Genomic DNA, 20,075 nt, shown 5'->3' on the forward strand with positions numbered 1-20,075 from the left:
GATGAGCCAAGACGCTGTGCGCGGCGCGCAGCATTAGTTCGTGCGGCGGCTGCGGCCTTGCGGTGTGAGCGCATTGACGATCGATGGGCTGACCGACGCGGATGTGGTCTCGACCTGAGGGGTCGCAAGATGCAGATTGCGTCGAATGTGAAACTCGAACGTGCCGGCGAGCGCCGTTTCGATGGCGGAGAGGTGCGTATCTCCATCGTCGAGGAGCGCGTGGCCATGCCCCGCCGAGAACAATGCGCCCGCGACGAAAACCGGCAAATAGGCGGTGCATCCGACGCCGAGATCCCTGTTGTCGATGCGCCCGCTAAAACCATTCGCTTCGTTCGGCTTGCGGGGGTCCCAGTTCGCCGGCGGCGCGACACCAAAGTTGCCAAAGCACGGCGATAACCTCAGCTCCCGTCCCCAGGGCAGGCGCGCGATATTGCGCGTGCGATCGAGCGGGACATGCCGGCAGCAAAAGTCCAATGACGTTTCCCGCGCAGCGCTCGTCGGGGCGCTCATGTTCCAACCCCAGTCCGATCGCAAGCGGACATCGAGGACACGAACCTCGAGCACGTCACCCGGTTCGGCGTCCTCGATGTGGATCGGTCCGGTCAATAGCCGCGGTGCGGCTCCGTGGGATGCGGGGATGTCGCTGCCGCCAAGCGGTTCGACCAGGTCGCTCACAAGATCGAACGCTTCATCCGGCTCGGCCGAGAGCGTTTCGATCGTCACCCGATCACCAGACGCAATTCGGATGACGGGACTGAGCCGGCCATCCCACAGTCCCCAATGAAGATGATCTGGTGTCGAGGTAAGATAATGCTCCACGGTCCATCCTTTCTTATTGGTTCTTGTTGATGCCTCTGCGCCCGCTGCCGCGCCACGCGGCGGTGGCAGCCGAGTGATCGCTGTCGAAGCAGGCGCTCCATGGCGATGCTTTCGAAAGTGCCGCCTCGCTCATAAGCATGATTTGCATAAGCATGATTTGTGCCAAGCACCGAGATGTTTGGCAGGACGTCCTATCTATAGGTTCATGGTCATTATGCTCGACTGACAGGTTTGGGATCGCCAAGCGGCACAAATGATGCCGTGGCGTCTTTCAAGCGCTCCAGCTGAATCCGTCACGATGGACCGTTGCGAAGATTCCGCTAGACGTATGGGACTAACATTAGTACGATAGGTTCAATTGGCAGGAAGGGCCTGCGGTTCGCTCCTCAGCCGCTGCCGGTTGCCGACAAGGAGGATGTTTTGCCGGATACCCTGGTGGAGCCGTATACGCGGCTCAGAGAGAAGATGGCGCAGCGCGACCGCAGCCTGCGCGAAAAGGTGGTGTCGCTCGAGGAGGCGGCAGGCTTCGTCCAAGATGGCATGAAAGTGGGTGTTGGCGGGTCGACCATGTCCCGCACGCCGATGGCGCTGCTCTGGGAGCTGATCCGCCAGCATCGCAAGGATCTTTCGATTTCGCGCTGCATCGTCTCGACGGACGGCGACCTCGTGTTCGGATCCGGCATCGCGAACCACGTCGTCACCAGCTGGTTCGCCCAGGGGATTCTCTGGGGTTTGTCCAAGGTAATGCGGCATCACGTGGAAAATGGCGGCAAGCGCTATGAGGAATGGAGCCACATGGCTGTCGGCATGCGCTTTCGCGCCGGCGGCATGGGTGTTCCGTTCCTGCCGACCCGCGCCATGTTGGGGTCGGATATCGTTGGTCAGCGTCCCGAAGCCAAGCAGATCGATTGTCCGTTCACCGGCGAAAAAGTGTTGCTGGTCCCCGCGCTCAACCCCGACGTCGCGCTGATCCACGTCCAGCGCTGCGACCCCTACGGCAACGCCCAGATCGACGGCCTGCAATTCATGGACATCGATCTCGCGCTCGCTGCCAACAGCGTGATCCTCACGACCGAGCGGATCGTCTCGAATGACCAGATCCGGCGCGCGCCGGACCAGACGAAAATTCCGTTCTTCTGCGTCGATGCCGTGGTCGAGGTTCCCTACGGATCGGCTCCGCACGAGTGCTACGGCCTCTATGAACCGATGATGCGGCACATGGAAGCCTATGTCGCGCAGGTCAACGCGGATCCCGTGAAGGGCATGCAGGAATATCTCGACCGCTATTTCTACAGCCCGAAGTCCTGGAACGAATATCTCTCGCTGATCGGCATGGATGAGGTGTTGGAGGCAACGCAGAAGGGCAGGAGCATCTATAATGACTGAGGCGCAGCGCTACACCGCAAGCGAAATCCTCGCGATCTTGAGCGCGCGCCAGCTGCAGGACGGGCAGGTGGTCTTCGCCGGCATCGGCGTGCCGCTGCTCGCTGCAACCCTGGCTCAGCGCACCCGCTGTCCAGCCCTGACTATTCTGTTCGAGGGCGGCGTGGTCGGCGCCTTCGTCGAGCCGGGCAAATTGCCGCCGTCGACCAACGACCAGCGCTGCACAAAGCGCGCCAACATGGTCCTCGGCAGCGCCGATGTCTTGCTGCTGCTCCAGCGCGGTTACGTCGATGTCGGCTTCATGGGCGGCGCCCAGATCGATCAGTTCGGCAATCTGAACTCGTCGTTCATCGGCGACCCGGCGAAGCCGAAGACGCGGCTGCCAGGTACCGGCGGCGGCAATGACATCTCCAGCCTGACCAACATGATCGTCGCGATGAAGCACGAGAAGCGTCGCTTCGTCGAAAAGGTCGACTTCATCACCAGCCCCGGCTTCATCCGCGGCGGCACCAGCCGGCGCGATTCCGGTCTGCCCAGCGGCGGCATGTGGCGCGTGATTACCGAGCTCGCGGTGTTCGGCTTCGATGACAGGACCCGGCGCATCAAGGTGCTGGCGCTCAATCCCGGCGTCAGCCGCGAGGAGGTGCAGGACAATACCGGTTTCAGGCTCGACTTCGACGAGAAGCTCCACGTCACGTCGCCGCCGACCGATCACGAACTCGAGACGCTGCGGATGCTCGATCCCGACCGTCTCTTCACCGCTTAAAGCTACACCAAGTCCGGAGATCTATTGATGACCACGCTCGCCAACACGTTTGGTATTGCCGCGCGCAACTTCACCGCTTATCCCGAAATGCCCAACGCCCGGGCACTCGTCGAGTATGGCGTTCGGGTCGAGGAACTGGGCTATGATTCGGTCTGGGTCTGGGATCACATGCTTCTCGGGGTGGATCCGAACTTCCCGATCATCGACTCCCTGACGACGCTGACGGGCATTGCCGCGCGCACGAAGCGGATCAAGATGGGCACCGGCATCCTGGTTCTGCCGCTGCGCAACGCGGTGGCCCTCGCCAAGCAGCTCTCGAGCATGGATCAGCTGTCCGAGGGCCGTCTGATCATGGGCATGGCGTCCGGATGGTACAAGCGCGAGTTCGACGCGCTCGGCATTCCCTTCGAGAAGCGCGGCAAGATCATGGATGAAAATCTTGAGATCATGCGCCGGCTGTGGACCGAAGAGTCGGTTTCGGGCGAATACATGCGTCACAACATTTCGAAGGCGGTGATGTACCCGAAGCCGGCGCAGCCGCAAATTCCGCTGTTGATCGGCGGATACGCCGATCCCGTGTTGAAGCGCGCCGCCTTGAACGGGGATGGCTGGCTCACCTACTTCTATCGTCCCGCCGACTTCAAGAAGTCCTGGGACAAGATCATCAACTTCGCCAAGGAGGGCGGCAAGGATCCGTCGACTTTGAAGAACGCCTCGCAATTGCCGATCATGATCGGCAAATCGCGGCAGGCGGTCGAAGCCGACATGATGGACTGGCTCAACAAGGAGTGGGATTTCCCGGCTCACAGCGATTGCAGCCGCGAGAGCGCCATCATGGGCTCGGTCGATGAGTGCGTTGCCCAGCTTCGCGAGCACATCGCGCTGGGCGTCCAGAAGATCATCTTCGTGCCGTACAAGTATCAGGCGGACCAGGTCGAGACCATCGCGCGCGAGATCATCCCGCGCCTGCGCGCCAAGTAACGAACCCGGAAACGATCAACACAGGCGACAAGCAGATGACTGACCCCGTACGCAAGAAGATCATCGACAAAGTCGACGCTTCGAAAGATCACGCGATCAAGTTCCTCCAGGATATGGTCGCGATCCCGAGCGTGACCGGCGACGAAGCCGCGATCCAGAAGCACATGCACGGCTACCTGACCGAGGTCGGTCTTGAGGTCGACATGTGGGAGACCAATTGGGACGAGCTGAAGAAACATCCCGGCTATCGCCCGGTCGACCGCGGCTACGAGAACCGTCCCAATATCGTTGCGACCCTGAAGGGCACCGGCGGTGGTCGCTCGCTGCTTCTCAACGGCCATACCGACGTGATCCCTGTCGGCAACGGCGAGGGATGGAGCGACAATCCGTGGTCGGCCTCGATCAAGAACGGGCGCATCTATGGCCGCGGTTCGTGCGACATGAAGAGCGGCGTTGCCAGCCACGTGCTCGCGGTCCAGTACTTGAAGGAGCTTGGGCTCACCCCGAAGGGCGATGTCATGATCAACATCGTCATCGACGAGGAAGTCAGCGGACACGGCACGCTCGACACCGTCATCCGCGGCTACAAGGCGGATGCCGGCATTTCCGGCGAAACCAGCGACCTCTTCGTGCAGCCGGCCTGCATCGGGCGCATCTGGTTCCAGATCGACATCGAAGGCAAGCCCGCCGGTATCCAGCAGCGCTATCTCGGCATCAGCGCCATCGAGCTCGGCAACAAGATCGTGAAAGCCGTGCAGGAGCTGGAAGACGAACGCGTGGCGAACGTCAAGCACGCGCTCTACCCGAGCGCCATCGACTCCTTGCCTTGTATTATCGGCAGCTTCCAGGCCGGCAACTATCCGAGCGCCTTTCCGGCGAGCGCGGTTCTGAAGGGGTCGATCGGTACGGTGCCGAGCGAGGACCACGAGGGCGTCAAGCAGAGCCTCGTCAGGAAGATTGCCGAAGTTGCGGCCCAGGATCCCTGGATGAAGGACCATCCGCCCGTAGTGAAGTTCGTCGGCTACGACGCCGAGGCTTCGGAGATTCCGGTCCAGCATCCGATCGTGCAGACCGTCTGCGACGTCTATACGGAAGTGACCGGCAAGAAGCCGACGATCTCGGGGCGCCAGGGTGCGGCGGATACGCGGTTCTTGAACAAGTACGCGAATACGCCGACCGTGATCTTCGGACCCGGTTCGACGGCGGTCATGCACGCGAACGACGAGTACGTCTCGATTGATGACTATCTGACGGCCATCAAGGTCATGGCGCTCAGCATCTACGACTGGTGCAATTCCGCCCCAACCAAGTAATCAAGGGCCGGATCGATCCAGGAGGGGCCCATGGTTTGGGCCCCTCTTTTTTGGCGGCGTCGGTGGTGCGAACTCGTTATTGTCGCACGCGGGAGGGTTCTCGAGACTCGACGCTCGATGCTAGTGATGCTATCTTTGCGATAATAGAATGAATTTGATGTTCGAGCTGTCGATCGCTCCGGGCACCGACGACAAGAGGGGAGACGGAGTGGCAAAGCAGGGCGTTGGAGCTTCCATTCCCCGAAAGGAAGATGATCGCTTTCTCCGCGGACGAGGCGAATATGTCGGCGATATTCGTTTGCCCGGCATGCGCGACGTCGCGTTCGTCCGTAGTCCGCTTGCACATGCGCGGATCAAGGATATCCGTATCCCGCCGCATCTCCGCAGCAGCGTATTCATTGCGTCAGACATCGCAGCCGACACCCGTCCCATTCGCGCTGTGTCCGGACTGCCGGGCTTCAAGCCTTCCGATCAGCCGATCCTTGCGTTCGAGAAGGTCCGTCAAGTCGGCGAATTGATCGCGATGTGCGTCGCCGATGCCCGCGCGGAAGCCGAGGACATTGCGGCTGCGGTCGAAGTCGATTTCGAGGAACTGCCGGCCGTGCATGACATGCTGCTGGCGCGGCGTCCGGGCTCGGCCCTGGTGCACGAAGAGTGGGGCGACAATGTCTTCCTCGAGACGTTTGTCGACATCAACATGGAAGCGGCCTACGACGCTCCGATCAAGATCACGCGCGAAATATCGACTGCGCGGCAGAGCATGGCGCCGATGGAAGGCCGCGGCACAGTCGCGGTCTGGCACAAGCGTATGGATCAGCTCGTCCTCTACACCGGCAATCAGCAGCCGCATATCGTGCGCAACGGCCTGTCGGAGTGCCTCAATCTCGAGCAGCTGAAGATCCGCATCGTCTCGCCCGATGTCGGCGGCGGCTTCGGCTACAAGGGTATCGTGCTGACGGAGGATGTTTGTCTTGGCTGGCTCGCCATGCGCTGCGGCTATCCGGTGCGCTGGATCGAGGATCGTCGCGAGCACTTGACGGCAGGCGCGAATTGCCGCGAGCATCATTATAACATCACCGTCTATGCCGATCGCGACGGGAAACTGCGCGGTGTCGAGTGCGAGGCCTCGGTCGATTCCGGCGCCTATTCGTCCTATCCGTTTTCGGCATGCCTGGAGGCTGCGCAGATCGCCAGCATCCTGCCCGGGCCGTACGATTTCCCATCCTATCGCTGCCGCACCTGGTCGGTCTCCACCAACAAGTGCCCGATCCTGCCTTACCGCGGCGTTGCCCGCACCGGCGTTTGCTACGCGATCGAACTGATGATGGACGCCGTCGCACACGAATGCGGTCTCGAGCCCTACGAGGTGAGGCTCAAGAATCTGGTGCGGCCGGAGCAGATGCCGTTCGACAACATCACCAAGAAGCACTTCGACAGCGGAAACTATCCGGAATCGCTGCGGCTGGCTCTGGCAAAGATCGATTTGGCCGGCCTCCGCGCGCGCCAAAAAAAGGGCGAGCCGGACGGTCGTTTGATCGGGGTCGGGCTTTCAGTCTATTGCGAGCAGGGCGCCCACGGCACCTCGGTCTACGCAGGCTGGGGCATCCCGATGGTTCCGGGGCACGAACAGGCAACCGCCCGTATGACCCCCGACGGTGGCCTCGAGCTGCGCATCGGTGCGCATTCGCATGGTCAGAGCATGGAGACCACGCTTCCGCAGGTCGCGCACGAGATCCTCGGCATCGACATCGCGCGCATCAAGCTGGTTCACGGCGACACCGAGTACACGCCTTACTCGACGGGTAGCTGGGGATCGCGCTGCGCGGTGATGTCCGGCGGCGCCGTTGCGACGGCTTCGCGCGAACTCGCCAAGCTCATCAAGGGGATTGGCGCGCATCTGCTGCAGACCGAAGTGGAGAACGTCAAGCTCGAGAACGGCGCGGTCGTTGGTCCATCCAACAGCGTGAAGATCGACGAAATCGCGCACACCTGGTACCGCCGGCCGCAGGACTTGCCGGCAACTGTCGATCCAAGGGGCCTCGAGGTCACCATCGGCTACAAGCCGGCGCGCGATTCCGGCACGTTCAGCTACGCGACCCATATCGCGGTGGTCGCCGTCGATCCGGAATTGGGCGATATCGAGCTGATCGACTATGTGGTCGTCGAAGACGGCGGCCAGCTGATCAATCCCATGGTTGTCGACGGGCAAATCTATGGCGGGCTGGCGCAAGGCATCGGCACCGCAATGTATGAAGAGATGAATTTTGATGCCTCGGGGCAGCCGCTGGCATCGACCTTTGCCGACTATCTGCTGCCGGGCCCGACCGAGGTGCCGGCGCCCAAGCTTGGCCACATGGAGACGTTGGCGCCCTATACGGAGTTCGGTGTCAAAGGCATCGGCGAGGGCGGTGCTATCGCGCCTCCTGGAGCAATCGGCAACGCGGTCAATGACGCATTGCGGCCTCTTGGAGCCCAGGTCTTGCACACACCAATGACGCCACGGCGCGTTCTCGAAGCCATTCAGGCCGCGGCGGGGCGCCGCAAGGCGAAAGCGCCCGAACTGGCGGAAGGTTTGCCGGCGTGAAACCTGTCAATTTCGACTATGCGCGCCCCGATGCGGTCGATGCGGTCATCAGGCTCATCGCGGACGACAGCAGAACCGTCAAGATGATGGCCGGGAGCCAGTCGCTCGGGCCGATGTTGAACCTCAGGCTCGTGCAGCCCGATCTGATCGTCGACCTGACCGGGATCGAAGAGCTCCGTTGTTTCAGTGACGGGGCGGACGAGATCTCGATCGGGGCTTGCGTCACGCATGCCGATATCGAGGATCTCCGCGTCACCGACGTCACGCGCGGTGCGCTGCCGACGGTGGCCAATGGCATCGCTTATCGCGCGGTGCGCAATCGCGGCACCATCGGCGGAAGCTTGACGCATGCCGATCCGTCCGCCGACTGGCACTCGATCCTCGCCGCGGTTGGGGCAAAGGTCGTGCTGCGTGGCCCGGCCGGAGAGCGGACCGTGGCCGTTGAGGACTACATGGTGGGCGCCCTTGAAGCCGACCTTCGGCTCGGTGAAGTTCTCGTTCGCGTCGTGGTGCCGCGACTGAGCAAATCGGCGCGCTGGGGCTATTACAAGAGTTGCCGCAAGACGGGCGAGTTTGCCCACGCGATCGGCGCCTTCATGACCGACCCCGATCGCGGCATCAGCCGTGCGGTGATCGGCGCAACGGAAAGCCGTCCGATCGTCATTGCCGAGGCAGGCAATGTGATCGGCGACGGCCGCGCTCCGCGGCTGAGCGACAGTTTCGACGGCGGGGCCGTCGACGAGATTCTGGAGAAGGCAGGGATGGTCGATCCCCTGGACAAGCAAACCCATGTCGTCGCGCTGCGCCGCGCGGTCGAGCAGGCACGGCCGCAATGAGCACCTGCAATCTGAACGTCAACGGGAGCGCCGTCAGCGCGGAGATCCAGCCGCGGACGCATCTTGCGGACCTTCTCCGCGAGAAGCTCAATCTGACCGGCACCCATCTGGGTTGCGAGCACGGCGTCTGCGGCGCATGCACACTGCTTGTCGATGGTGTGCCCACGCGCTCCTGCATTACCTTCGCGATGGCTTGCCAGCAGGCCGACGTCACGACGATCGAGGGGCTCGACGACGACGAGATCACGCGCGAGCTGCGTGCCGCCTTCACACGGGAGCACGGCCTGCAATGCGGCTATTGCACGCCGGGGATGGTCGTGTCGGCTCGCGATGTCGTGCTGCGCATGCAGGACCCCACCGAGCGCGATATTCGCGTGGCCATGAGCGGAAACCTTTGCCGCTGCACCGGCTATGTCGGCATCGTCCGCGCAATCCAGAGTGTAATCGCAGACCGCAGGGGGCGAGGGATCGCGGCGATTCCAAACGGAAACCGGACGCGTCTTGGTCCGTCGGGTTCTGGCAATGCGACCGCGGTTGCCGCGGCTGAGGCTCGGCCCAAGGCATACGCCGCACTAACGGCGAAAAAGGCGGAAGCTCCGGCAGCGGCGGCGGCCTCGCTCAGGGATGCGAGCTGGAAGCCGCAAACGACCTTCACGCAGAGTTTCACCGTCGGGCATCCGGTCGATGACGTCTGGAATTTCTTCTCCGACATCGGTGCGGTCGCGGCCTGTCTGCCGGGCGCATCATTGGCCGGAGAGCCGGTCGACGGTCACGTCGACGGCCAGATCAAGATCAAGGTCGGGCCGATCTCTGCCGAATTTCAAGGCATCGCCGACGTGACGCGCGATGATGCGACCCGCACGGGCACGATTGTCGGCGCAGGCAAGGACAAGCGCAGCAACTCCTCAACCCGCGGTCTGATCGGCTATGCCGTCAAGCCGGGTGATGTGGAAAACCAAACCAGGGTCGATCTCAGCATTGGCTTCACCTTGACCGGGGCCCTGGCGCAGTTCAGCCGCTCCGGCTTGATCCAGGATGTGGCCGGACGAATCATCGCTGTTTTTGTCCAGAACCTCGAGACGAGGCTCTCCCATCGATCGGGAGGAGACGAGGGTGAGCCGGCCATGGTCAGGGAATTCGACGCCGGCGCGCTCATGCGATCGATGGCATTGGACTATGTGAGGCGAGCGTTGCGATGGCTCTTGCGACGATCCTAGTTGTTCGGTGATAAAAACTCGCCTTTGGCGATGAAATGGACTATCTTACTATCATGAATAAGCTAGTCCCAAACTACGAGCGCAGCCGGGTCCCCCTCTATGTGCAGGTGGCATCGGTCATGCGTCAGCGGGTCGAGTCCGGGCAATGGCAAGAGGGCGACAAGATCTCGACCATCGAGGAACTCGAAACCGAATTCGGCGTCGCGCGCGTTACGGTCCGGCAGGCGATCGAGATGTTGCGGAACGAAGGTCTCCTTGACGCGCAGCAGGGTCGCGGGACGTTCGTGTCCGGAAGACCCAAGAATCGTCACTGGCTGAACCTGGCCAATGATTTCGAGTCGATGGTCGATTCCGTCAGGAACAACGTCCTCAAGCGCGTCTATGTCGAGGAGAACGCGGAGCCGCCCCGGCTCGCTGCGCATGAAGGGCGGCCTGCAGCCAGCTACGCTTTCCTCAGAAGCGTGCAATACAACGAGGACGAGCCGTTTTCCGTCGTCAATCTCCATCTGGCGCGCAACCTCTACCTCAAGGACCGCAAGCGCTTCACCCACACCGCCGCGCTGACCAAAATCATGGAGATGGACGACATAACGCTCGCCCATGCTCATCAGGTTGTGACGATCGGCGTGGCCGATCCCGAAACGGCCGAACTGCTCAAGATCGGCCTCGGTGAACCAACGGCCGATTGTCGCCTTGTGCTGGTCGACAGCAACGACATCGCCGTCTATGTCGCCAATATCCATTATCATCGCAGCTGCTTCGCGCTCCGTTCCGATCTTCTCGAAAAATCGAAGAAGCGAACGAAGGCCTGACGAAGGAGCGGGCGCAAGGCCCGCTCCGCATTGTCGCTAGGCGAGGATGCTCGCCGGCGAGGCTCCCACGATCTCCGTGTAGCGCTTCTGGTCGGTCGCACCTTCGGTGTTGATCAGCAGGACGCGCGATGCCTGGTTCAAGCCCAGCGATTCACGCGCGGTGCTGCTCTTGGCGGCTCGCCAAAGGCCGGCCAATCCGGCAGCGCCGCTTTCGCCGGCCACAATGGCGGGATCGTCGCCTGTCGGGTGTGCGAGCCGGCGCATTGCCGCCGCGGCACCTTCTTCGCCGACCATCATGAACGCGTCCGCCTTCCGCGACAGGATGCGCCAGGCGACCAGAGAAGGCTCGTAGCATTCGAGCATCGCCATGATCGTCGGCTCGCCATGAGCGATCTTGATCGGCGCGCCCGCGATGGCGCTTTGATAGAGGCAGGCAGCCCGTTCGGGCTCCACGACCACGAATGTCGGCCGGCTCTTGCCGAAGACGACATCAAAGTAACCCGCAACCGCGGCCGCGAGGCCGCCGACGCCGGCCTGGATGAAGACGTGGGTGGGCGGCTCCGGCTGCTGCCGGAGGATCTCGTTCAGCATCGCCGTATAGCCCTGCATGACCAGTCCGGGGATGCGCTCATAGCCGGGCCAGGACGTATCCGAGACGACGATCCAATGATTGTCCTGGCAGACCTTGTCGGCGACCGCGACGGAGTCGTCGTAGGTGCCGGGCACCCTCACGATTTCCGCGCCGAAGCGGGCAATTGCCTGCACGCGCTCATCCGTGACTCCGGAATGCACGAAAATGACCGCCTTGGCTCCGACCATCTGCGCGCCGGCCGCGACCGATCGCCCATGATTTCCGTCGGTGGCGCAGCCGACCGTCAGGCCGCGCGCGATTTCGCGTATCGCAGGCGTCCCGATCTCGCTGATATCCACCGCGCGGCCCAGCTTGTTGCCGGCATGCTCCAGCAGTAGCCTGACGACGGCGTAGGATCCGCCCAGTGCCTTGAAGCTGCCGAGGCCGAGCCGATGCGATTCGTCCTTGATGTGGATGGACTTCACCTCGAATTCGCGGGCGAGCGCCGGCAGCGATCGCAGCGGCGTTTCCGCGTGGTTCGGTCGAAAGGTGAGAAAGCGCTCGACTTCGTTGGCTTCTTGACGCGACAGCGTGGCGGCATCCGCCGGGTCAAGCGGTTGGTCGTGAGATGAACTTGTATTCGACAGGAACATTCGAACCGGCCTTCGCGATGGGTTGTTTGGTGGAACCTGCCGCCGCTGATCGGACGTGTCGCGATCGGGCAGCGTAACTTGCCAGGATTGGAGATACATACTATCATTGGGATGATGGTTCAATACGGTTCTCGTGAGACGCCGCCTGCTGTGGTCGCTCCAAAAGCGATCTTCGGGAAAACGGGAAAAATTGTTTGCGAAAGGGATTGTCTTACTAATGATAGGACATTATAGCTCAAGCAGACGAGGTGACGGATGACCATATCGATCAACTTGAACGCCGACATGGCCGAAGGGTTCGGCGCCTACGACGTCGGTGACGACGCCGGAATCCTCAAGATCATCGGATCGGCCAATATCGCCTGCGGCTTTCACGCCGGTGACCCGCGGGTGATGCGCAACGTCGTGCGCGAAGCCAAGCGGCTCGGCGTCACGATCGGTGCCCATCCCGGTTTCAACGATCTCTGGGGCTTCGGGCGCCGGCGCATCGATATGCGCCCCGATGACCTCGAATACATGGTCGCCTACCAGATTGGTGCGCTGCAGGCGATGGCGGCCTATGAAGGCGAGCGGGTCACCCACCTCAAGCCGCACGGCGCGCTCAACAACATGGCCGCCGAAGACGCCGAATACGCGCTGGCGATCGGCCGCGCCATCAAGGCCGTCGATCCGCGCATCATCTATGTGGCTCTCGCGGGGTCGGAGATGGAGAAGGCCGGCCGCAAGCTCGGACTTCCCGTCGCCATCGAAGGCTTCTGCGATCGCCAGTACGACGACGATGGCAATCTGACCTCGCGCAAGATCGCGGGCTCGGTCATCAAGGACGCGGCGGTCGCCACCCGGCAGGTGCTCGACATGGTGCTGAACAACACCATCACCTCCCGCAACGGCAAGAAGATCAAATGCAAGGTCCACTCGCTGTGCGTCCATGGCGACGAGCCCACGGGCGTCGCCACGGCCCGCGCGGTGCGGGAAGGCCTCGAGAAGGCCGGCGTCAAGCTCGTGCCGCTCACCGAAATGCCCCTCGACTAATCCTGGAAAGGCCACCGAGACATGAACACGAAACCGACGATTGCCATCCTTGGGGGAACCGGCGACTTGGGATCCGGCCTCGCGAAATGCTGGCTTGCGGCGGGATACAAAGTCATTCTCGGTTCACGCTCTGCGGAGAAGGCCAGGAGCGCGGCCCAGACCATGACCGGCAACGTCGCGGGCGACGACAATTCCTCCGCCGCCCGGGCTGCCGACATCGTGGTCGTTGCCGTGCCGTTCGCGAGCCATGATGCGACGCTGAACGAAGTCAAGGACGTGGTTCAAGGCAAGATCGTCGTGGATGCCGCGGTCCCGCTGGTGCCGCCGAAAGTGTCCGTCGTCCAGCTTCCGTCCGCCGGCTCGGCCGCGCAGATCGCGCAGCAGTTGCTGGGGCCCGGCGTGCGGGTCGTCTCCGCCTTCCACAATGTGGGCGCGACCAAGCTGCATCAGGGCAGCCGGGCGGATTGCGACGTTCTGGTCTTCGGCGACGACAAGGCGGCGCGCGACGTCGTCATCGGTCTCGCGAACGAAGTTGCATCCGCAGGCATCGACGGCGGCGTGCTGGCGAACTCGGCGGCGGCTGAGGCGCTGACATCCGTGCTGATCGGGATCAATCGGCGCTACAAGGTGCCCGGCGCCGGCATCCGCATCACCGGTCTGTCCGCTAGCCCGGGTACCTGATCGATGTCTGTGGGGACGCGAGTCGAATACATCGCCCTGCAGGACATTCGGCGCGTCGAGCCGGGCGAGGATCTTGCCGCGCTCATCAGGCAGGGCCTGGCCGGAATGTCCCTCGAGCTGCAGCGGGGCGACATCCTCGTCATTGCGCAGAAAATCGTCTCGAAATCGGAAGGGCGGTACGTTCGGCTGAGCGACGTCGAGCCGTCGCCCGAGGCGCTCGAACTCGCGGCGACCGTCGGCAAGGACCCGCGCTTCCTTGAGGTCGTGCTGCGCGAATCCGCGGAGGTCGTCAAGACGCGGCCGAACGTCGTCATCACCGCGCACCGGCTCGGCTTCGTCATGGCCAACGCCGGCATCGATCAATCGAACATCGAACACCGTGAAGGCGAAGAGCGCGTCCTGCTGCTGCCCAAAGATCCCGACGGATCCGCGCAAGGGCTGAAGGTCGCGCTGGACGCAGCCGGCGACCTCGATCTTGGAATCATCATCAACGACAGCTTCGGCCGTCCCTGGCGCAATGGTGTCGTCGGCGTGGCGATCGGCGCTGCCGGCATTCCCTCGCTGTTGAGCCAAATCGGCGTCCCCGACATGTTCGGCCGGGCGATGCGCGTCACCGAGATCGCCATCGCCGATGAGATCGCCGGCGCCGCTTCACTCCTGATGGGGCAAGCGGGCGAGGGGATGCCGATCATTCTCGTCCGTGGCCTTGCGCTTGATGGACCGGTCTCACCTGCGGCCGCGCTCGCGCGACCCAAGAGCCAGGACATGTTCCGATGAGTGGCGGTGAGCTCAACGTTGTTGCGCTTTGCGGCGGGGTCGGGGGCGCCAAGCTTGCCTATGGCCTCAATCGCTCGCTGGGCGCCAACCTCGCCGTCATCGTCAACACAGGCGACGACTTCCAGCATCTCGGTCTCACGATCTCGCCGGATATCGACACGGTCGTCTATACGCTGGGCGAGCTTGCCGACGAAGAGCGGGGTTGGGGGCGAGCCGGCGAAAGCTGGAACTTCATGGAGGCGCTCGGCGGCCTGAAGGGCGAGACATGGTTTCGTCTCGGTGACCGCGATCTTGCCATGCACGTCTTGCGCTCGCGCGCGCTGAGCGCCGGCGTAACCTTGACCGATTTCACGGGCAGGATTGCATCGCATCTCGGCATTGAAGCGAGCATCCTGCCGATGACAGACGATCCGTTTGCGACGATCGTCGTGACGGCCGATCAGAAGCTCGCGTTTCAACGCTATTTCGTCGAGTTGCAGGCGCGGCCCGAGGTGAGGAAGATCGAATTCCAGAGCCCCAGTGGTGGAACGGCGACCAGCGCCGCATTGCGGGCTATCGGCGCCGCCGATGCCATCATTGTCTGTCCGTCGAACCCGTATCTCAGCATCGATCCGATCCTGGCTGTACCCGGTATCCGGGCTGCCTTGGACGAGACGAGGGCTCCCATCGTCGCAATCTCGCCGCTGGTCGGCGGCCGCGCCATCAAGGGACCGACCGCAAAGATCATGAACGAGCTCGGCGTCGCGACGAACTGCGCCTCGATCGTCAGGCACTATGGCTTCCTCGATGGTCTGGTGATGGATCGCGAGGACCAGGCCGACGCCGATGCGGTCGGCATTCCCGTGCATGTGACGAACACGATCATGCGCTCGAAGGATGAGCGCGTTGAGCTGGCACGCGAGTGTCTCCGCTTTCTGGACCGACTAAGAAGCTGAGCGAAGCGATGGACGATTCCGAAACCTGGGCCCTGGTGCCTGTCAAACGGTTCAGTCAAGCAAAGAGCAGGCTGGGCGACATCCTGGTGGCGACCGAGCGTGCAAAACTGGCGCAAGCGATGCTGTGCGATGTTCTCGGAAACCTGCGGGATACGCGCTCGCTGGCCGGCATCGCCGTGGTGAGCGCCGATCCGGAAGCGTTTGCAATCGCCAAGCGCTTTGGCGCGGCCATGATCTTTGATGAGGTCGAGACCGGCGTAAATGCCGCCGTGCAGCGTGGCCTCGATGCGTTCCAACCGTACGGGCGGCGGGTTCTTGTTGTGCCCGCCGATATTCCGTTCGCCCGTCCGGAGGACTTCGAACACGTCATCCGGTTGCTGGACCACACGCCGATCGTGCTGGTACCTGCGCTTTACGACGGTGGCACAAATGCGCTGGCGATGCGGTCGCCCGACATGCTGGAGCCTCGATTTGGCGAAGAGAGTTTCCGCGCGCACCGCGCCCTGGCGCGACAGCGGCAACTGAGCTGCAGCGTGTTCAAGTCCCATGGCATCGGCAAGGACATCGACTGCCCGATCGATTTTGGTCCGTATCTGATCTCGTCGCAAGATCTCGGAACGACAGGCTCGCTCCTTGATGAGCTCAGGATCGCCGAGCGTTTCGGCAGTGACGACCATCCCGTTCCCGTGAGGCTGTTCTGATGACGTCCGTCTTGAATCTCCCGTTCGACCGCCGCCTGTCCCGAAGCGAAGCCTACGGGCTCATCGATCTTGCTGACATCGACGAACTCCTGACGGCCGCCGCCAGGCGAAGGGATGCCGCGCACGGCGATGTCATTACTTATTCGCCCAAGGTGTTCATCCCGCTCACCCAGCTTTGCCGCGATGTCTGCCACTACTGCACGTTCGCTCATGCACCGCGCTCGAACGTGAAGCCGTATCTCTCGATCGAGGAAGCGGTCGCCATCGCCAAGGCCGGCAAGGAGGCAGGCTGTCACGAGGCGTTATTTACGCTCGGCGACAAGCCGGAGCTTCGTTACCGCGTCGCGCGTGAGGAGCTGACAAGGCTGGGCCACGAATCTTCGCTGTCGTATCTCGCCGAAGTGGCCAGGGCTGTCTTCGAGCAAACCGGCCTGCTCCCCCACGTCAATCCCGGGATCATGAGCGAGCTCGACCTTGCCATGCTGCGCAAGGTATCGGTCTCGCAGGGGATCATGCTGGAATCCGCGTCCGATCGGCTTTGCGCGAAGGGCGGTCCCCACTTCGGATCGCCGGACAAGGTGCCGGCCGTCAGGCTTCAGACAATCAAGACTGCCGGTGAGCAGGCCGTTCCCTTCACATCCGGAATCCTGATCGGCATCGGGGAGACTAGGGCCGAACGGATCGACGCATTGCTCGCCCTGCGGGACCTGAACGATGCGCACGGCCATCTGCAGGAGATCATCGTCCAGAACTTCCGGCCAAAGGTAGGGACGCGCATGGCCAATGCGCCGGCGCCTTCCGTCGACGATCATCTCTGGACCATCGCTGTCGCCCGCTTGATATTCGAGCCGGGGATGAACATTCAGGCGCCGCCGAACTTGAGCCCGGCGGCCCTGGGGCGCGTCGTTGCAGCGGGGATCAACGATTGGGGCGGCGTGTCGCCCGTCACGCCGGACCACGTCAATCCCGAAGCACCATGGCCGCATCTGCGGCTGCTGGAGGCTGCAACGCGGTCAACCGGCAAGCGGCTCGAGAAGCGGCTGCCGATCTATCCGGGCTTCGCACGCTATCCTTCGCGCTGGCTCGACAACAAGCTGCTGAAGTCGGTCCTCGATCGCATCGATGGTGACGGCTTTCCTCGCACCGATGACTGGCACCCCGGCCACATCGGCGGGCTTCCATCGCGCGAGCTCGGGTGGTTGAAATCCGCTCCGCGCACCGCGCACGCCAGCGAGGTCACATCGGTCGTTGCCAAGGCCCAGCGCGGCGATGAGCTTTCAGAGGGCGAGATCGTCAGGATGTTCCGCTCTCACGAGCGCGACTTTACCAGCATCTGCCGGGCGGCCGACGAACTGCGAAGCAGCGTCAACGGCGACGTGGTGTCCTACGTCGTATGCCGCAACATCAACTACACCAACATCTGCTCGTTCAAATGCCAGTTCTGCGCCTTCTCGAAGGGGAAGATGAGCGAGAATCTGCGCGGCCGGCCGTACGACCTCGAGATGTCCGAAGTCGCGCAGCGGGTCACCGAGGCCTGGGACCGCGGCGCCTCCGAGGTGTGCATGCAGGGCGGTATCCATCCTTCCTATACGGGGCAGAAGTATCTGGATATCTGTCGGGCCGTGAAGGGCGCCGTCCCGGCCATGCATCTCCACGCGTTCTCGCCGCTCGAAATCCATCAAGGCGCGCACACGCTTGGCATCTCTGTCGCGGAATTCCTGCAGGAGCTGAAGGCGGCAGGCCTCGGCACCCTGCCGGGAACGGCCGCTGAAATCCTCGACGACGAGGTGCGCGAGACGCTCTGCGCCGACAAGATCAGGACCCAGCAGTGGCTCGACGTCATGCGTACGGCGCATTCGATCGGGCTCCGATCGACGGCCACCATCATGTTCGGCCATATCGAGCGTTACGACCATTGGGCGCGGCATCTGCTCCGGGTGCGGCGCTTGCAGGCGGAGACCGGTGGATTTACCGAGCTCGTACCGTTGCCGTTCGTTCACATGGAAGCGCCGGTCTATCTCAAGGGCCGGGCGCGTCCGGGCCCGACATTCCGCGAGGCGGTCTTGATGCATGCAGTGTCGCGCCTCGTCCTCAACCCCCACATCACCAATATCCAGGCGTCCTGGGTAAAGTTGGGACCGGAGGGGCTGCGGCACTGCCTTTCGGCTGGCGTCAACGACCTCGGCGGAACGCTGATGGATGAGAGCATCTCGCGGTCGGCCGGTGCCTCGCACGGCCAGGAAATGACGCCGCAGGAGCTCGAATCGATCATCATTTCGGCAGGTCGTGTGCCGCGTCAGCGCACGACGACGTATGGCGTCGCGGATGACGTTCGGAGGCAGCGTTCATTTGACGCGGTCCACGAGCGGCAGGCCAGCACGGGCATGCGATCCGCGGGGTGCTAAAGGGACCCCGGGCGAGGCCGTGCGATTCAACAGGGATAATTGAAAATGGCGTTCGTAATCGAGCCGAATGTTGTCGACAGGAAAGGCTGGCGGCAAGCCGCCGCGCAAGCGCGCAAACTTAACCTGAAGCTGCCGACCTTCTCTCAGCTCGCGCATCCACCGCTCCCCTCGGCCAAGGTATGGGAAGACATCGCGGCGGTCGGGCCGGATGAGCCGAGCGCCGCGAACCTCTGGCGCATGCACTGGTACAATGCGGAAAACCGCAGGGGCAGGGACCTGGTGCCCGGCCATATCGTGCTGCCAAAGGAGATCACCGGCGTCGATGCCAAGATCATCGTGCTGCTCGGCAATCGCTTCCCGATGATTGGCGCGCACAAGGTCCTGCCGGCCTATGCCGCCTTGATCGAGCAGCTCGTCACGGGGCGCTTCGATCCATCCAAACAGAAGGCTGTCTGGCCTTCCACCGGCAATTATTGTCGCGGCGGTGTCGCAGTTTCACGGATCCTCGGCTGCCGCGGCGTTGCTGTTTTACCCGAAGGGATGAGCCGCGAACGCTTCGAATGGCTCGAGAGGTGGGTGACGGATCCGGGCGATATCATCCGGACACCCGGCACCGAGAGCAACGTCAAGGAGATCTACGACAAGTGCGCGGAGCTCAGGCGGGACGACAGCAACGTCATTCTCAACCAGTTCTCGTCGTTCTCGAACTATCTCATCCACTATGAATGCACGGGGCGCGCGGCGGAAGACGCCTTCAAGGCGTTCAATCGAGACGATAACCACGAACTGGCGGCCTTCGTTTCGGCAACCGGGTCGTCGGGAACGATCGCCGCGGGTGATTTTCTCAAGACCCGCTGGGGCTCGAAGGTCGTTGCCGTGGAGGCGCTCGAGTGTCCGACGATGCTCAACAATGGCTATGGCGAGCACAACATTCAGGGGATCGGCGACAAGCACATCCCGCTCATCCACAATGTCATGAACCTCGACTTCGTCGTCGGGGTCTCGGACCGAACCACGGACCAGCTCAATCTGCTGTTCGGCTCGAAAGCGGGCCGGGATTATCTCGAGACGCGCCGCGGTCTCGAACCGGCGCTGGTCCGCGCCTTTGACCATGTCGGAATCTCCGGGCTCGCCAACATCATCGCCTCGATCAAGCTGGCAAAGCAGATGAATTACGGGCCCGAGAAGGCCATCGTCACCGTGGCGACGGACAGCGCTGCCATGTACGGCAGCGAACGCAGGCAGTTCGAAGAGAAGCACTACGCGCGTGGCCTTGATCAAGTGAACGCCGCCGAAATCTTCGGCGCCTGCCTGCTCGGTGCCGCCTCCGACAATGTCGTCGAGCTGACGGAGCTTTCGCGCCGCGCCGTCTTCAACCTGGGGTACTACACCTGGGTCGAGCAGCAGGGAGTTTCAGTCGCCGATTTCGAGCGGCGCCGGTCGCAGTCCTTCTGGAGCAGGATTCAGGACAGCCTGGGCGAATGGGATCAACTCACCATCGAGTTCAACAAAGAAGCGAATTTGGCGAACGCTTGATCGGCACGCGCGGCATCGTGTCCGTCGAAGGAGTTTCGAAATTGGTCTAGGCGAAAGCAAACGCGCAAATGAT

At 62.7% G+C, this 20,075-nt stretch carries 17 protein-coding genes; 15 read left to right on the forward strand and 2 right to left on the reverse strand.

All coding sequences use genetic code 11. The annotated features are described in order from the left end of the window. Positions 1-33 precede the first annotated feature (33 nt). Positions 34-723 (reverse strand): acetamidase/formamidase family protein, encoded by a 690-nt coding sequence (locus tag ACE10Z_RS11765; protein WP_375788063.1) that lies wholly within the window; start codon positions 721-723, stop codon positions 34-36. Between the two features lie 561 nt (positions 724-1,284). On the opposite strand from ACE10Z_RS11765, the gene ACE10Z_RS11770 reads away from it, so the two are divergent. The 8 genes from ACE10Z_RS11770 (at position 1,285) to ACE10Z_RS11805 (ending at position 10,711) form a co-directional block, all read left to right on the forward strand. Then, positions 1,285-2,205, forward strand: coding sequence for a CoA transferase subunit A (locus tag ACE10Z_RS11770; RefSeq protein WP_375789812.1), 921 nt, complete (start codon positions 1,285-1,287; stop codon positions 2,203-2,205). Beyond that, a complete protein-coding gene (locus ACE10Z_RS11775; protein ID WP_194459395.1) occupies positions 2,198-2,968 on the forward strand; it encodes a CoA-transferase subunit beta in 771 nt (256 codons plus the stop codon). The genes ACE10Z_RS11770 and ACE10Z_RS11775 overlap by 8 nt, the downstream gene beginning before the upstream one ends. 27 nt (positions 2,969-2,995) lie before the next feature. After that, positions 2,996-3,949: an LLM class flavin-dependent oxidoreductase gene (locus ACE10Z_RS11780; RefSeq protein ID WP_050401073.1), complete on the forward strand. Its 954-nt coding sequence runs from the start codon at positions 2,996-2,998 to the stop codon at positions 3,947-3,949. 35 nt (positions 3,950-3,984) lie between these two features. Continuing rightward, positions 3,985-5,262 carry an ArgE/DapE family deacylase gene (locus ACE10Z_RS11785; protein ID WP_375788064.1) on the forward strand — a complete coding sequence of 426 codons (1,278 nt, stop codon included), beginning with the start codon at positions 3,985-3,987 and terminating at the stop codon, positions 5,260-5,262. A 157-nt stretch (positions 5,263-5,419) separates the two neighbouring features. After that, complete coding sequence (locus ACE10Z_RS11790) at positions 5,420-7,846, forward strand: xanthine dehydrogenase family protein molybdopterin-binding subunit (RefSeq protein WP_375789813.1); 2,427 nt, start codon at positions 5,420-5,422, stop codon at positions 7,844-7,846. Beyond that, positions 7,843-8,682, forward strand: a complete 840-nt coding sequence (locus tag ACE10Z_RS11795; protein WP_375788065.1) for an FAD binding domain-containing protein — start codon at positions 7,843-7,845, stop codon at positions 8,680-8,682. Before ACE10Z_RS11790 ends, ACE10Z_RS11795 begins: the two co-directional genes overlap by 4 nt. Then, positions 8,679-9,899 carry a 2Fe-2S iron-sulfur cluster-binding protein gene (locus ACE10Z_RS11800; protein WP_375788066.1) on the forward strand — a complete coding sequence of 407 codons (1,221 nt, stop codon included), beginning with the start codon at positions 8,679-8,681 and terminating at the stop codon, positions 9,897-9,899. The genes ACE10Z_RS11795 and ACE10Z_RS11800 overlap by 4 nt, the downstream gene beginning before the upstream one ends. Positions 9,900-9,952: 53 nt before the next feature. Then, positions 9,953-10,711 carry a GntR family transcriptional regulator gene (locus ACE10Z_RS11805; RefSeq protein ID WP_375788067.1) on the forward strand — a complete coding sequence of 253 codons (759 nt, stop codon included), beginning with the start codon at positions 9,953-9,955 and terminating at the stop codon, positions 10,709-10,711. Between the two features lie 36 nt (positions 10,712-10,747). Here ACE10Z_RS11805 and ACE10Z_RS11810 read toward each other — a convergent pair whose 3' ends face one another. Then, positions 10,748-11,935, reverse strand: a complete 1,188-nt coding sequence (locus tag ACE10Z_RS11810) for a diaminopropionate ammonia-lyase (RefSeq protein ID WP_375789814.1) — start codon at positions 11,933-11,935, stop codon at positions 10,748-10,750. 255 nt (positions 11,936-12,190) lie between these two features. Between ACE10Z_RS11810 and ACE10Z_RS11815 the strand changes: the two genes are divergently transcribed. The 7 genes from ACE10Z_RS11815 to ACE10Z_RS11845 are packed head-to-tail and all read left to right on the forward strand — an operon-like array spanning position 12,191 to position 20,002. Beyond that, on the forward strand, positions 12,191-12,967 hold the full coding sequence (locus ACE10Z_RS11815) for a LamB/YcsF family protein (protein ID WP_173638209.1): 777 nt from the start codon (positions 12,191-12,193) through the stop codon (positions 12,965-12,967). Between the two features lie 21 nt (positions 12,968-12,988). Continuing rightward, a complete protein-coding gene (gene npdG, locus ACE10Z_RS11820; RefSeq protein ID WP_375788068.1) occupies positions 12,989-13,648 on the forward strand; it encodes an NADPH-dependent F420 reductase in 660 nt (219 codons plus the stop codon). A gap of 3 nt (positions 13,649-13,651) precedes the next feature. Next, entirely contained in the window at positions 13,652-14,425 is a 774-nt protein-coding gene (gene cofE, locus ACE10Z_RS11825) for a coenzyme F420-0:L-glutamate ligase (RefSeq protein ID WP_375788069.1), read from the forward strand. Beyond that, the gene (gene cofD / locus ACE10Z_RS11830; RefSeq protein ID WP_375788070.1) at positions 14,422-15,360 is read left to right on the forward strand and encodes a 2-phospho-L-lactate transferase; all 939 of its coding nucleotides are present in this window, start codon (positions 14,422-14,424) and stop codon (positions 15,358-15,360) included. Before cofE ends, cofD begins: the two co-directional genes overlap by 4 nt. A gap of 8 nt (positions 15,361-15,368) precedes the next feature. Next, the gene (cofC, locus tag ACE10Z_RS11835; protein ID WP_375788071.1) at positions 15,369-16,061 is read left to right on the forward strand and encodes a 2-phospho-L-lactate guanylyltransferase; all 693 of its coding nucleotides are present in this window, start codon (positions 15,369-15,371) and stop codon (positions 16,059-16,061) included. Then, entirely contained in the window at positions 16,061-18,466 is a 2,406-nt protein-coding gene (cofH, locus tag ACE10Z_RS11840) for a 5-amino-6-(D-ribitylamino)uracil--L-tyrosine 4-hydroxyphenyl transferase CofH (protein ID WP_375788072.1), read from the forward strand. The genes cofC and cofH overlap by 1 nt, the downstream gene beginning before the upstream one ends. A gap of 45 nt (positions 18,467-18,511) precedes the next feature. Next, the gene (locus tag ACE10Z_RS11845) at positions 18,512-20,002 is read left to right on the forward strand and encodes a pyridoxal-phosphate dependent enzyme (protein ID WP_375788073.1); all 1,491 of its coding nucleotides are present in this window, start codon (positions 18,512-18,514) and stop codon (positions 20,000-20,002) included. Positions 20,003-20,075: the final 73 nt, after the last annotated feature.

The sequence above is a fragment of the Bradyrhizobium sp. Pha-3 genome, from assembly GCF_042258615.1.
Taxonomy (GTDB): Bacteria; Pseudomonadota; Alphaproteobacteria; order Rhizobiales; family Xanthobacteraceae; genus Bradyrhizobium.